Here is a 12,503-nt window from a genome sequence, read left to right on the forward strand (position 1 = left end):
AAGAGCGTGTTGGCCGTCCGCGCAGACCCCCGCGCACGATCGGTGCGGAGGGCGGTGCCGGCACACCGTACGCCTGTACGGCGAGCCGGCTCGGCCACGTGAGGACACACACCGAAGGAAGTCGATCATGTCGGAAACACGCGTCAGCACACCGTTCGACGCCCGTTCCACCGCCGCCGACGTCGTGGCCGGTGTCGACCTGACCGGGCAGCGCGCCGTCGTCACCGGCGCCTCGTCGGGCATCGGGTTGGAGACTGCCCGGGCGCTGGCCATGGCGGGCGCCGAGGTGACAGTGGCGGTACGGGACGTGCGGGCCGGGGAACGGACCGCGCGGGAGATCGGCACCGGGGCCCCGAACCGGCTGATCCGGGTCACGCCGTTGGACCTGTCCGACCAGCGGTCCGTCGCCGCCTTCGTGGCCGCGTGGGACGGCCCCCTGCACATCCTGGTCAACAACGCCGGGGTGTCGGCGACCCCCGAGATGCGCACCGCGCAGGGTTGGGAGTTGCAGTTCGCCACCAACCACCTCGGCCACTTCGCACTCGCCAACGGGCTGTACCCGGCACTCGCCGGGGCCGGCCGGGCCCGCGTGGTGTCGCTGAGTTCCATCGCCCACGTTCAGACCCCGATGGTCTTCGAGGACGTCAACTTCCGGGAACGCCCCTATGACCGTCTTCTCGCCTACGGCGAGTCGAAGACCGCCACGGCGCTGTTCGCGGTGGAGGCGAACCGGCGTTGGGCCGGCGACGGCATCACCGTCAACGCGGCCAACCCGGGTGCGGTCACCACCAACCTGGGACGGCATCTCACCGAGGAGGACTACGCGAACCTTCCGGCGTACGACTTCAAGACCCCGCAGCAGGGGGCCGCGACCTCAGTGCTGCTCGCCGCGTGGCCGCAACTGGAGGGCATCGGCGGTCGGTACTTCGAGGATGGCGAGCAGGCGGTGCCCTACCGCCCCGAGACGCCGCTGCGAGGCGTCGCCGACCATGCGACCGACCCGGCCGCGGCTGCGCGACTGTGGCAGCTCTCGCTGGATCTGCTCGCCGACGCGCCGCGTGCCTGAACGCCCGGAAACGGCCGCGGGATCCCCCGCGGCCGTTTCCGGAAGACGCTAAGGCTCAGCCCTTGCGCAGCGGCGCGAGCGCGGTGCTCCAGGCGACCACCTGGTCGAGCGTGGCGGTCAGCGAGTCCTGGTGGAACTGGTTGGGCTTGAAGACGCTGAAGTTCTCGAAGTCGGTGAAGAGCGACAGCGCGACCTGCGAACGCACGTCGGCCATCTGCAGCTCACCGGAGATCAGACGCAGGTGTTCCACGGCGCGCGTCCCGCCGACCGAGCCGTAGCTGACGAAGCCGATGGCCTTGTTGTTCCACTCGGCGTAGAGGAAGTCGATGGCGTTCTTCAGGGCACCCGAGGTCGAGTGGTTGTACTCGGGGGTGACCATGATGAACCCGTCGAACGACGCGATCGTCTCGGCCCACCGCTTGGTGTGCGGCTGGCTGTACTGACCCATCGAGGGCGGGTACGCCTCGTCGAGGTGCGGCAGCTGGTAGTCGAGCAGGTCGATCAGCTCGTACTCCGCGTCGGAGCGCTGCTTGGCGATCTCGAGCACCCAGCGGGCGACGGCCTCGCCGTTACGCCCCGGGCGGGTGCTTCCGAGGATGATCCCGATCCTGGTCATGTGTGGCGCCTTTCAGAGGTCCTTGCCTGACGACGGGAACGCTAACCGGTGCTTGATTGGTCAAGCAAACATGTGGCCTATGGGCGTGGTCACACGGAGGGTAAGCACTTGCTCAGTCAAACAAGTATGATGAGAGGATGTCCAACCCCTCCGCAGAGACTCCGCAACCCCTCACCCCGGACGAGGAATCCCTGGTCCGCGCCCTGGGCCAGGTGATGCACGTCCTGCCCCGCGCGATCGACGCGGACATGGTCGGTGACCGTCAGCTCCCGCTCACCGAGTACACAGCGCTGATGAACCTCTCCGAGGCGCCGGACCGGCGAATGCGCATGAACGAGCTCGCCGCGCTCTGCCACCTCTCCCTCAGCGGCATGACCCGTACGATCATCCGGCTGGAGACGCAGGGCCTGGTCCGGCGGGAACGGTGCGAGGAGGACGCGCGCGGCTGGAACGCCGTCCTCACCGACGCGGGCTACGCCCGCCTGCAGGAGTCCTGGCCCAGTCACCTGGCCGCCGTGCGCCGCCGGTTCCTCCAGCACTTCGAGGGCTTCGATCTTGCCCAGTTGGCCCGCGCGTTCCAGCAAGCCGGCACGGCAGAGCCGACCGACTGAGCCAACGCAGGCCCGGCCGGTCGCCCATCCGGCCTCAGCCGAGCAGCCGGCCCTCGGCCAGCAGCGCCCACGCCAGCAACCCGAAGGCGCCGGTCGACGCGACGGCACGGACCACGTTGGCGCGTACCCAGGTGACCTCGAAGCGCGCCCGCAGCGACGCGAGGTCGGTGGCGTCGTCGACGTCGCCGGCGCCGGCCAGCACGTTGTTGAGCGGCACGTTGACCACCGCGGTGACGCCGAGCACCACCAGGTACAGCAGCAGCCCGGCGACGATCCACGGCAGCACCGCCCGACGCTCGGCCCCCAGGTGCAGCGCCGCCGCCAGCAGCGTGAACAGCAGTGCGCCGCCGAAGCACACAGCGAACCATCCGTTGAGGATCGACTCGTTGATCCGCCGCATGGCGAGCACCAACGTCCGGTCGTCGGTGCGGGCCAGACCCGGCATGACCGCGTACGCGAAGGCGGCGAACAGCCCGGCGGTCAGACCGGTGGTGAGGGTGGCGGCGAACAGGCTGGCGGTACTCAGAACTCCCATCCGCCTATTGCACCCGTTGGCATGCGTACCGACCAAACGCGACGGCGGTCACCGGGCCGGAGCGTGGGCGGCGAGCGGGTTGGTGAGGGTGCCGACGAACTGGAGAGCCGCCGACGGGTCCGCCAGGTCGATCATCTGCTGGTTGTCGCGCAGTTGCAGCCGGTTGAGGCAGGACAGTGTGAACTCCGGGGCGAACAGGTCGTAGTGGCGGACCCGCTCGGCCAGGTGCGGCACCCGGTCGAAGTAGTCGGCGGCGCAGGCCGCGACAGTGCGCCAGAAGTCGTCCTCGGCGAGCACACCGGCCTCGACCAGGACCGCGTTGAGGTGCCGCAGGAAGCAGTCCACCACGTCGGTGAAGATGCTCAGCAGCTTGGTGTCGTCGGGCACCTCGACGCGGATCCGCTCCACCGCCGCCGGCAGCTCGACCCTGTCGCTCATCACCGCGATCTCCTCGGCGATGTCCTTGAAGATCACCCGCTGGACGGTGTCCTGCTCGTCGAGGACCAGGATGACGTTCTCGCCGTGCGGCATGAAGGCCAGGTCGTGGGCGTAGAAGCTGTGCAGCAGCGGGGTCAGGTAGGCGTCCAGGTAGCGGCGCAGCCACACCTCGGGCGCCAGGCCGGACCGGGCGATCAGCGCCGCCGCCAGCGAGCCGCCCTCGTCGTCGACGTGCAGCAGCGCGGCCATGGTGGACAGTCGCTCCCCCGGCGCCAGGTCGGGCACCGGGCTCTCCCGCCACAGGGCGGCCAACATCTTGCGGTACGGGGACGTGCGCTCGGTCGCCGCCTCGTACTGCCGGTGCCGGTAACCCACAGCGGCCCGTTCCCGGATGACGGTCAGGCCGGTGCCGGTCAGCACCTCGTCGGAGGCGATCAGCTCGGCCAGCCAGTCGTTGATCGCCGGGGTGGCCGCCATGTACGCCGCCGACAACCCGCGCATGAAGCCCATGTTCAGCACCGACAGGGCGGTCTTGACGTAGTGCCGCCCCGGCTCGCTGACGTTGAAGAAGGTGCGGATGGACTGCTGGGCGAGGTACACGTCCGGTCCGGAGCCGAGGTGCACCAGCCGCCGCTCGGCCAACTCCCCGGCGAAGGTGACCGCCAGCTTGTTCCACCACTGCCACGGGTGCGCCGGGATCAGGTGGTAGTCGGCGAGGTCCAGCCCGAGATCGGCCATCGTGGCCGCGAACCGGGCCCGGGTCTCGGCGTCCAGCTCGCCCTCGATGAGGGTGTCGTAGTCGAGGTCGGCGGCGCTGCTGAACGTCGAGTGGTCCCGGTGCGCGGCCAGCCACTCCAGCCGCACCGGCGCGGCGGCCTCCGGGGCGTACCGGTGGTACTCGTCGACGCCGAAGCCGAGCCGGCCGTTGTTCGCCACGAAACAGGGGTGGCCCTCGGTCATCGAGGTCTCGATGGTCTGGAAGTCCGCCTCGGCCAGCTCGGCGGCGCTCGGCGCGGCCTGGGCCAGCTTGTACGCCGTACCCGCCAGCGTCGAGGTGATCTCCTCCAGGTAGACCGGGAGCACCCGCGCGGAGAGTCCGAGGGTGTCGCGCAGTTCGACGATGAGGTCCACCGCGTCCGGGGCCACTGACGTGCCGTCGCGGTGTCGGGTGATGCTGTCCGCGTCGATCTGCCAGTGCGCCAGGGCGAGCACCCGTGCCGCGAACCGGTAGGTGACAGTGCCGTCGTCGCTGCGGACCTCGTACCACTGCCGGTCGTCGGGGCCGGACACGGCTTCCGGGCTGAGCAGCCGCTCGTGGGTGAACTCGGAGAGCGCCTTGCGGACCAGCAGCCGGTTGGCCCGGGCCCAACGCTGCGGGGTGAGGTGCCCGACCGGGTCGCCGGAGGCGCTGTGCGCGGCGGCGACGGGCGGGTGGGTGGGAACGGCGGTGGTGGTCACGCCGGGGCTCCTTCGGTTCGGGTGGCGGCAGCGCGGTCGGCAGCGGCGCGGTCGGCGGCAGCCTGGAACTGGGCTCGGGTGCAGACGCTGAGCAGCGCGTCCTTCTCGGGCTTGGCGATCGGGCCGACGACAGTGAAGCCGACGGCGGCGTTCAGCGCGTGCACGGCGGTGTTGCGCACGTCCGGTTCGACGACCACCCGCCGGGTCGTCGGGTCGTCGAAGAGCCACGCCATGACGGTGCCGATCACCGCCCGGGTGAAGCCGTGCACCGGCGTGTCGACCGGCGCGCAGAGGAAGTGCATGCCCACGTCCCCGGGCTGGTGGTCGTACAGGCCGACGAGCTCGACGTGGGCCGGGTCGTAGCGCTCCGCGAGGAAGGCGGGACTCCCCCGCCACAGGCCGAGGTACGCGTCGTGGTGCGGGTGCTCGGCGATGCGCCGGTACTCCTCGGCGACCTGGGCCGGGTCGGCGTCCTGCATCATCCAGAACGCCGCCTTCGGGTGGGTCACCCAGGTGTGCAGCAGCGCCGCGTCGGCGTCCGGATCGAGCGGCCGCAGCGCGAACTCACCGAGCCCCTCGTCGACACGTGTGAAGACGGTGGTCACGACGACACCCCGAACTCCTGGAAGGTGATGCTCTTCTCGATCGGGTAGTGCTCCCGGCCGAGCAGCTCACTGATGATCCAGGAGTTGCGGTAGGCGCCCATGCCCAGGTCCGGTGAGGTGATGCTGTGCGTGTGGGTGCCCGCGTTCTGCAGGAAGATGCCCCGCCCGCTGTGGTCGATGCTGTAGTTGCGGGCCACGTCGAAGCGGCCGTGCGCGTCCCAGCGGATCCGGTCTGACACCGGCGCCAGGAACTCCGGCACCCGGTAGTGGTAGCCGGTGGCCAGCACCAACCCCTCGGTACGCAGGGCGAAGTCGCGTTCCTGCTCCACCTGACGCAACCCCAGCGTGTACTGCCCGTCCTGGTGGTCGGCGCTGACCAGTTCGGTGTTGGTGAGCAGGCGGGTGTTCACCGGCCCGTCGACGCTGTGCGCGTAGAGCAGGTCGAAGATGTCGTTGATCAGGTCGGCGTTGATCCCCTTGAACAGGCCCTTCTGCTCGGACTCCAGCCGGTAGCGGGTCGCCTCGGGCAGCGCGTGGAAGTAGTCCACGTAGTCCGGTGAGGTCATCTCCAGCGTCAGCTTGGTGTATTCGAGCGGGAAGAACCGCGGCGACCGGGTCACCCAGTTGAGCTGGTAGCCGTACCGGTCGATGTCGCCGAGCAGGTCGTGGTAGATCTCGGCGGCGCTCTGCCCGCTGCCCACCACCGTGATGCTGCGCTTGGTGCGCAGCGCCGCACGGTGCTCCAGGTAGCGGGAGTTGTGCACGGCGTCGCCGGGCAGTTCGGCCACGGCCGGGGGCAGGTGCGGCGGGGTACCGGTGCCGAGCACCAGGTGCCGGGCCCGGTATTCCACAGTCTCCCCCGCGCCGGTGCTGGCCCGCACCACGTACCGCTCGTCGGCGCTGTCGTACTCCACAGTGGTCACGCTCTGGCCGAAGCGCAGGTTCGGCAGTTTCGCCGCCGCCCACCGGCAGTACGCGTCGTACTCGCTGCGCAGCGGGTAGAAGCTCTCCCGGATGTAGAACGGGTAGAGGCGGCCGATCTCCTTGAGGTAGTTGAGGAAGGAGTACGGCGAGGTCGGGTCGGCGAGGCTGACCAGGTCGGCGATGAACGGGGTCTGCAACCGGGCCGACTCCAGCAGCATGCCCGGGTGCCAGGCGAGGCTCGGCCGGGCCTCCAGGAACACCCCGTCGAGTTCGTCGATCGGCGCGGTGAGGCAGGCCAGGCCCAGGTTGTACGGGCCCAACCCGATGGCGATGAAGTCGTGGGTGGACATCGGGGTCTCCAGGCGCGGGTTCGTGGTCACCGGCGTCAGCCGACGGTGCAGGTTCATCGGCGTCAGCCGACGTGGCAGGTCAGGTCGGCCTCGACGTGGTCGTGCACGTACCGGCCGGCGTGGGTGGCGATCAGGTCGAGCACGTACCCGACGTCGTCGACGGTGGTGGCCGGGTTGAGCAGTGTGAACTTCAGGAAGTGCCGGCCGTCCACCCGGGTCCCGGCGACCACTGCGAGACCGGACGCCGCGAGGGCCTCCCGGGCGTGCAGGTTGGCGGCGTCGGCCAGCTCCCGGCCAGGGCCGGTGGGCAGGTAGCGGAACACCACGGTGCTCAGCTCGGAGCGCGTCACGACCTCGAAGCGCGGGTCCTCGCTGACCAGTTGCCAGGCGTCGGCGGCCCGGTCGACGACCTCATCGAAGAGCCCGCCGAGCGCGTCCGGGCCCATCACCCGCAGGGTGAGCCAGAGCTTCAGCGCGTCGAAACGGCGGGTGGTCTGCAAGCTCTTGTCGACCTGGTTGGGGATGCGCTGCTCCACCATCCGGGCCGGGTTGAGGTAGTCGGCGTGGTAGGTGACGTGCCGCAGCGTCCCCCGGTCGCGGACCAGCAGCGCGCTGGAGCTGACCGGCTGGAAGAACGACTTGTGGAAGTCGACGGTCACCGAGTCGGCCCGCTCGATGCCGTCGAGCAGGTGCCGGCGCGTCGGCGAGACGAGCAGACCGCAGCCGTACGCGGCGTCCACGTGCAGCCAGACGCCGGCTGCCGCGCAGATCCCGGCCAGTTCGGTGAGCGGGTCGATCGAGCCGAAGTCGGTGGTGCCGGCGGTGCCGACGACGGCCATCACCACCAGCCCGGCCTGGCGGCACCGCACGATCTCCTCGCGGACGGCCGCCGCGCTGATCCGCCGGCGGGTGTCGGTGGCCACCGCGATCACCGCGTCCGGGGCGAGGCCGAGCAGTTTGGCCGACTTCTGCACGCTGAAGTGACCGGCGGCGGAGGTGATCACCCGCAGCCGGGGCAGCAGTTCGGCGCGCGCCGCCGGGCCGATGGCGTCGGCGCACGCCTCTTCCCGGGCCAGCAGCAGCGCCTGGAGGTTGGACTGGCTGCCGCCGCTGGTGAAGACGCCGTCGGCGCGGGGGCCGAGGCCGATCCGCTCGGCCGTCCAGTCGATCAGCCGGCGCTCGATGAGGGTGGCCCCGGCGCTCTGGTCCCAGGTGTCCAGCGAGGAGTTCACGGCGGTGAGCACCGCCTCACCGAGCAGTGCCGGGATGGCCACCGGGCAGTTCAGGTGGGCCAGGTAGCGGGGGTGGTGGAACCAGACGGCGTCGCGCAGGTAGACGTTCTCCAGCTCGTCCAGTGCGGCGCCGGCGTCGCCCAGCGGACGGTCCAGGTCCACCCGGTCGACCAGGGGGGCCAGCTCGGCCGGCGTGATCCCGGTCCCTGGGCGGTCCACCGTGGCCACTCGGCGGGCGACCCGGTCCACGCCGTCGGCGATCGTCCGGCGGTACTGCTCGACCGAGCCGCCGTGCAGCAGCTGGGCCCGCGCGGCGGTTGACGCCGGTGGCGGCGTGGTGGTCTCGACGGGGTACGTCGGCACGGTCACGGAATGTCCTTCCACGTTTTCGACGAGGGGCAGCCGGAACCCTCCCCGGCGCGGCGGTGCGCCTCGGGGCAGTGCTGCCGATCGGTTGGGGTCGTCAGTCAGGCGGTGGCGCCGGCCAGCGCCTCGGCACGCAGGTCCTCTTCGGACAGTCCACGTCGCCAGTAGCCGGCGAAGGTCACCCTCCGGCGGTCCAGACCACGCTCGTCGACGAGGTGCCGGCGCAGCGCCCGCACCACGCCGGACTCACCGGCGATCCAGGCGTACGGGGTGCCGCCGGTGGGGAGCCGGGCGGCGCGAACGGAGCTGACCAGCAGGTCACTGCCGGGCGGGGTGCTGCCCCGCACGATCCACCTGATCTCGGCGTCGGCGTCGGTGGGCAGGTCGGTGATGTCGGCGGCGTCCGGCACCTCGATCCAGGCGCGGACGCGGGTGCCGGCAGGCAGCCAGGCCAGGATGCCCTCGACGGCCGGCAGCGCGGTCTCGTCGGCGGCCAGCAGCACCAGGTCCGTGCCGTCCGGCGGGCGGAAGCAGACGCTGCGGTTGTCGGGCACCGCCGGGCCGAGCAGCAACACCCGGTCGCCGGGACCGGCCAGGGACGCCCAGCGGGAGGCGGGGCCGGTGTCGCCGTGGCTGACGAAGTCGATGTCGACAGCGGTGTCGGCCGGGCGGTGCTCCCGGATGGTGTACGAGCGCAGCACCGCGCGGACGTCCGCCGGCAGCGCCCGCCAGCCGCCGAACCAGTCCTCGCCCTGCTCGACCGGGACCACCGGGGCGTGCTGCCCCGGGTGCGGCAGGAACAGCGAGACGCTCTGGTCCCGGCCGCCGCCGGTGAAGTCGGCCAGTTCCGCGCCGCCGAAGGTGACCCGGATCAGCGAGGCGCCGACCCGGCGGGCCCGGACGACGTGCGCGGCGTAGAAGCGGTACTGCGAGGCGATCGGTGCGGCGGCGCTCGTACTCATGGCGTCAGCTGACCTTCTTCGCGTTCCGGATGGCGGTGGCGAGGTTCTCCAGCAGCGGCGCGGAGCCGGCGTACGAGAAGCGGGGTACCGCGTCCCACGGGCTCACCTGGTTGGCCTTGACCGCCGGCAGTTGCTGCCAGGTCGGCTTGGCGGTGAGGTCCTTGGCCTGCAACGCGGTGCTGCGGTTGTCCAGCAGGATCAAATCGGCCGGGAACTTGCCGGCGCTCTCCCAGCTCAGCGCCTCGAAGTAGTCACCGGCTTCGAGCTTGGTGGGGATGACGATGTCGACGCCCAACTCGGCGAAGTACATCAGGTCGGTGCTGACCTTCGGGTTGGAGACGTAGAAGAGGTCGGGGCTGCCGGAGCAGGCCATCACCTTGATCCCGGGGTTGGCCTTGACCGCCTGCCGGACCGCCTCGGCGGCGGCGTCGAAGCGGGCCTTTCCGTCGGTGACCTTCTTCGCGGAGAGGTCCGCGCCGAGCGATTCGGCCAGCGCCGCGTACCGCTCGATGGGCTTGGTCATCGGCACCCGGGCGGTGGTGATCGCCACGCTGGGCGCCAGCGGGAGGATCTTGGCCTTGCTCTCGTCCGGCACGTACCAGAGCGCGTCCGGGTCGTACATGTGGGTGACCAGCAGTTCGGGGCGCAGCGCCGCGTACTTCTCCAGGCTGAACTCGCCCCACACGTTGCCGAGGATCTCGACGCCCTCGACGTTCAGGTCGCCCGCCTGCGGGTCGGCGGTGCCGTCGGCACGCTTGGTCTCACCGAACACGCCCACGACCTGCTTGTCGAGACCGAAATCGATCAGGGCCGCCGCCACTCCGGTGAAGGCCACCACGCGGGTCGGACGGGCTGCGGCCTCGACCTTGGTGCCGCGGTCGTCGGTGAACGACCAGGGGCCACTTCCGTTGCCGGCGGCGGGCTTCGCGGCGTCGTCCTTGCCGCAGGCGGCGAGCAGGGTGGCCAGCGTGGCAGCGCCACCGGCGGCCAGCAGGCCACGGCGGGAGAGGCGGCGGGCGGACAGGGCATCGGGCATGGTGTTGTCTTTCGATCAGGGGTTGGCCGGACTCGACCAGGGCAGCGGGGTTAGGTTAGCCTAACCTCGGTCATTGTCAACAGCGGTTCGCCGTGTCGCCACCACCCCGGAGCCCACACTGGACGCCACACCCACCGTCACCCGACCGGCACCATCCGTGCCAGTCAGGGAAACGGCGCCACCCCCGAGCCGGCGTGGCCGTCGGGCGGTCCGCGCCGCCGGCCTGGTCATCGCCGTGGCACTGCTCGCGGTGATCGTGGTGCTCAGCATCGCGGTCGGCGCGAAGGCCATGCCGCTCGCCGACGTCTGGTCCGGGTTACTGCATCGCGACGCCACCGAGTACGCCGTCGTGCACCGGATGCGCCTGCCCCGCACCCTGCTTGGGCTGCTCGCCGGCGCCGCCCTCGGTGTGGCGGGCGCGGTCATGCAGGCCCTCACCCGCAACCCGCTCGCCGACCCCGGGCTGCTCGGCATCAACGCCGGCGCGTCCGCGGCCGTCGCCACCGCCGCCGCCTTCCTGGGCGTCACCGCCGTCGGTGGGTACGTCTGGTTCGCGCTGCTCGGCGCGGCGGCGGTGACCGCGCTCGTCTACGCCGTGGGCGGCGGACGCGGCGCCACCCCGGCCCGACTCGCGCTGGCCGGGGCGGCGCTCAACGCCACCCTCTACTCGTACGTGAGCGCGGTGATGCTGCTGGACACCGCGTCGCTGGAGCGGCTGCGTTTCTGGACGGTCGGCTCACTGGCCAGCGCGGACTCCGCGACGGTGACCCGCGTGCTGCCGTTCATCCTGGTCGGGCTGCTGGTCGCGCTCGGTGCCGCCCGCCCGCTGAACGCGCTCGCGCTCGGCGACGATGCGGCGCGAGCCCTCGGCGCTCGACCCGCACTCATCCGCGCCGCTGTGATCGTCGCGGTCACCCTGCTCTGCGGCGCGGCGACCGCCGCGTGCGGCCCGATCGTCTTCGTCGGGCTGCTGGTGCCGCACCTGGTCCGCGCCCTGACCGGCCCGGACCTGCGCTGGCTGCTTCCGTACTGCGCGGTGCTGGCGCCCGCGTTGCTGCTCGGCGCGGACGTGCTCGGCCGGGTGCTGGGCCGCCCCGGGGAACTCCAGGTCGGCATGGTGACCGCCGTGCTGGGCGGCCCGCTCTTCCTGTGGCTGGTCACCCGCCGACGGGTGGCGCAACCGTGAGCGAGCGGAGCGAGCGAACCGGCAGGCTCAGTGTTGTGGCGCGTCGCGCCAGCGCGCAGCGAAGCGGAGCGATGGCGTGACTGTTCTGCGTACTTCGTGGGGGTTGTCGTTGCGGTTCCGGCCCCGCGCGTTGGGCGTCGGGGTCGGTGCGGCGTTGCTCGCGGCCGGCTTCGGCCTGGTGGCCCTGGGCAGTGGTGACTACCCGATGGGGCCGGCGGACGTGCTGCGCACGCTGACCGGCGGCGGCAGTGTGGCGGAGCAGTTCATCGTGTTCGACCTGCGCCTGCCCCGGCTGGTCACCGCCCTACTGGTCGGTGCGTCGTTGGCTCTCGCCGGCACGGTGTTCCAGTCGCTGGTGCGCAACCCGTTGGGCAGCCCGGACATCCTGGGCTTCACCCAGGGCGCGTCGACCGGGGCGCTGGTGGTGGTCGTTCTCGGCGGCAGCAGCCTGGCGTTGGCCGGCGCGGCGGTCGTCGGTGGTCTCGGCACCGGTCTGGTGATCTACGCGCTCGCCTGGCGACGCGGAGTGCACGGTTTCCGGCTCATCCTGGTCGGCATCGGGGTGGCCGCGATCCTGACCGGTGTCAACGGCTACCTGTTGACCCGGGCGCCCCTGATGGACGCCGCCCGCGCGGTGCTCTGGCTCACCGGCAGCCTGGACGGGCGGGGTTGGGCGAACGCCGGGCCGCTGCTCGCCGTCCTGGTCGTGCTGGCACCGCTGGTGCTCGTCGGCTGCGCCCCGGCGCTGCGGATGATGGAGCTGGGCGACGACGCGGCCAGCGCCCTGGGCGTGCCGGTACGCCGGCTGCGCCTGGTGCTGCTCGCCGCCGCCGTGCTGCTGGTCTCGTTCGCGGCGGCCGCGGCCGGGCCGGTGTCCTTCGTGGCGCTCGTCGCCCCGCACGTGGCGAAACGACTGACCCGGGCCCCGGGCCCGAACCTGCTGCCGTCGATGGCCGTCGGCGCGGCGCTGCTGGTCGGGGCCGACCTGGTGGCGCAGCGCGCGTTCGCCGGGCACCAACTGCCGGTCGGCGTGGTGACCGGCGTGATCGGCGGCAGTTACCTGGTCTGGCTGCTGGCGATGGAACGTCGGGCGGGCCGGCTGTGAACACCCGTGACGC

At 71.5% G+C, this 12,503-nt stretch carries 12 protein-coding genes; 4 read left to right on the forward strand and 8 right to left on the reverse strand.

Annotation, left to right across the window (positions count from 1 at the left end; genetic code table 11):
* The first annotated feature begins 124 nt into the window (after positions 1 to 124).
* Entirely contained in the window at positions 125 to 1,066 is a 942-nt protein-coding gene (locus tag IW249_RS27225; RefSeq protein ID WP_372433049.1) for an SDR family NAD(P)-dependent oxidoreductase, read from the forward strand.
* Positions 1,067 to 1,121: 55 nt separating this feature from the next.
* Here IW249_RS27225 and IW249_RS27230 read toward each other — a convergent pair whose 3' ends face one another.
* Positions 1,122 to 1,682 (reverse strand): NADPH-dependent FMN reductase, encoded by a 561-nt coding sequence (locus IW249_RS27230; protein WP_196923360.1) that lies wholly within the window; start codon positions 1,680 to 1,682, stop codon positions 1,122 to 1,124.
* A gap of 137 nt (positions 1,683 to 1,819) precedes the next feature.
* On the opposite strand from IW249_RS27230, the gene IW249_RS27235 reads away from it, so the two are divergent.
* Positions 1,820 to 2,293, forward strand: a complete 474-nt coding sequence (locus IW249_RS27235) for a MarR family winged helix-turn-helix transcriptional regulator (protein ID WP_196923361.1) — start codon at positions 1,820 to 1,822, stop codon at positions 2,291 to 2,293.
* Positions 2,294 to 2,327: 34 nt separating this feature from the next.
* Here IW249_RS27235 and IW249_RS27240 read toward each other — a convergent pair whose 3' ends face one another.
* From IW249_RS27240 to IW249_RS27270, 7 genes are all read right to left on the reverse strand, one after another.
* A complete protein-coding gene (locus tag IW249_RS27240; RefSeq protein WP_196923362.1) occupies positions 2,328 to 2,828 on the reverse strand; it encodes an anthrone oxygenase family protein in 501 nt (166 codons plus the stop codon).
* Positions 2,829 to 2,876: 48 nt separating this feature from the next.
* Entirely contained in the window at positions 2,877 to 4,724 is a 1,848-nt protein-coding gene (locus IW249_RS27245) for an IucA/IucC family protein (protein WP_196923363.1), read from the reverse strand.
* Complete coding sequence (locus tag IW249_RS27250; protein WP_196923364.1) at positions 4,721 to 5,329, reverse strand: GNAT family N-acetyltransferase; 609 nt, start codon at positions 5,327 to 5,329, stop codon at positions 4,721 to 4,723. Before IW249_RS27250 ends, IW249_RS27245 begins: the two co-directional genes overlap by 4 nt.
* Entirely contained in the window at positions 5,326 to 6,603 is a 1,278-nt protein-coding gene (locus IW249_RS27255) for a lysine N(6)-hydroxylase/L-ornithine N(5)-oxygenase family protein (RefSeq protein WP_196924980.1), read from the reverse strand. The genes IW249_RS27250 and IW249_RS27255 overlap by 4 nt, the downstream gene beginning before the upstream one ends.
* A 62-nt stretch (positions 6,604 to 6,665) precedes the next feature.
* Complete coding sequence (locus tag IW249_RS27260; RefSeq protein WP_307788722.1) at positions 6,666 to 8,204, reverse strand: pyridoxal phosphate-dependent decarboxylase family protein; 1,539 nt, start codon at positions 8,202 to 8,204, stop codon at positions 6,666 to 6,668.
* 98 nt (positions 8,205 to 8,302) lie between these two features.
* Positions 8,303 to 9,163, reverse strand: coding sequence for a siderophore-interacting protein (locus IW249_RS27265; RefSeq protein WP_196923365.1), 861 nt, complete (start codon positions 9,161 to 9,163; stop codon positions 8,303 to 8,305).
* Positions 9,164 to 9,167: 4 nt separating this feature from the next.
* Positions 9,168 to 10,199: an ABC transporter substrate-binding protein gene (locus IW249_RS27270; protein ID WP_196923366.1), complete on the reverse strand. Its 1,032-nt coding sequence runs from the start codon at positions 10,197 to 10,199 to the stop codon at positions 9,168 to 9,170.
* 235 nt (positions 10,200 to 10,434) lie between these two features.
* On the opposite strand from IW249_RS27270, the gene IW249_RS27275 reads away from it, so the two are divergent.
* Both IW249_RS27275 and IW249_RS27280 read left to right on the forward strand, forming a co-directional pair.
* Positions 10,435 to 11,385, forward strand: a complete 951-nt coding sequence (locus tag IW249_RS27275) for a FecCD family ABC transporter permease (protein WP_196924982.1) — start codon at positions 10,435 to 10,437, stop codon at positions 11,383 to 11,385.
* Between the two features lie 76 nt (positions 11,386 to 11,461).
* A complete protein-coding gene (locus tag IW249_RS27280; protein WP_196923367.1) occupies positions 11,462 to 12,490 on the forward strand; it encodes a FecCD family ABC transporter permease in 1,029 nt (342 codons plus the stop codon).
* Positions 12,491 to 12,503 lie beyond the last annotated feature (13 nt).

This window comes from Micromonospora vinacea (genome assembly GCF_015751785.1).
GTDB classification, from domain to species: domain Bacteria; phylum Actinomycetota; class Actinomycetes; order Mycobacteriales; family Micromonosporaceae; genus Micromonospora; species Micromonospora vinacea.

What these genes read in the sequence shown, in the direction of transcription:
- IW249_RS27230 (WP_196923360.1), bottom strand. Translation starts at nt 1,682, where the DNA reads ATGACCAGGATCGGGATCATCCTCGGAAGCACCCGCCCGGGGCGTAAC.
- IW249_RS27235 (WP_196923361.1), top strand. Translation starts at nt 1,820, where the DNA reads ATGTCCAACCCCTCCGCAGAGACTCCGCAACCCCTCACCCCGGACGAG.
- IW249_RS27240 (WP_196923362.1), bottom strand. Translation starts at nt 2,828, where the DNA reads ATGGGAGTTCTGAGTACCGCCAGCCTGTTCGCCGCCACCCTCACCACC.
- IW249_RS27255 (WP_196924980.1), bottom strand. Translation starts at nt 6,603, where the DNA reads ATGTCCACCCACGACTTCATCGCCATCGGGTTGGGCCCGTACAACCTG.
- IW249_RS27265 (WP_196923365.1), bottom strand. Translation starts at nt 9,163, where the DNA reads ATGAGTACGAGCGCCGCCGCACCGATCGCCTCGCAGTACCGCTTCTAC.
- IW249_RS27270 (WP_196923366.1), bottom strand. Translation starts at nt 10,199, where the DNA reads ATGCCCGATGCCCTGTCCGCCCGCCGCCTCTCCCGCCGTGGCCTGCTG.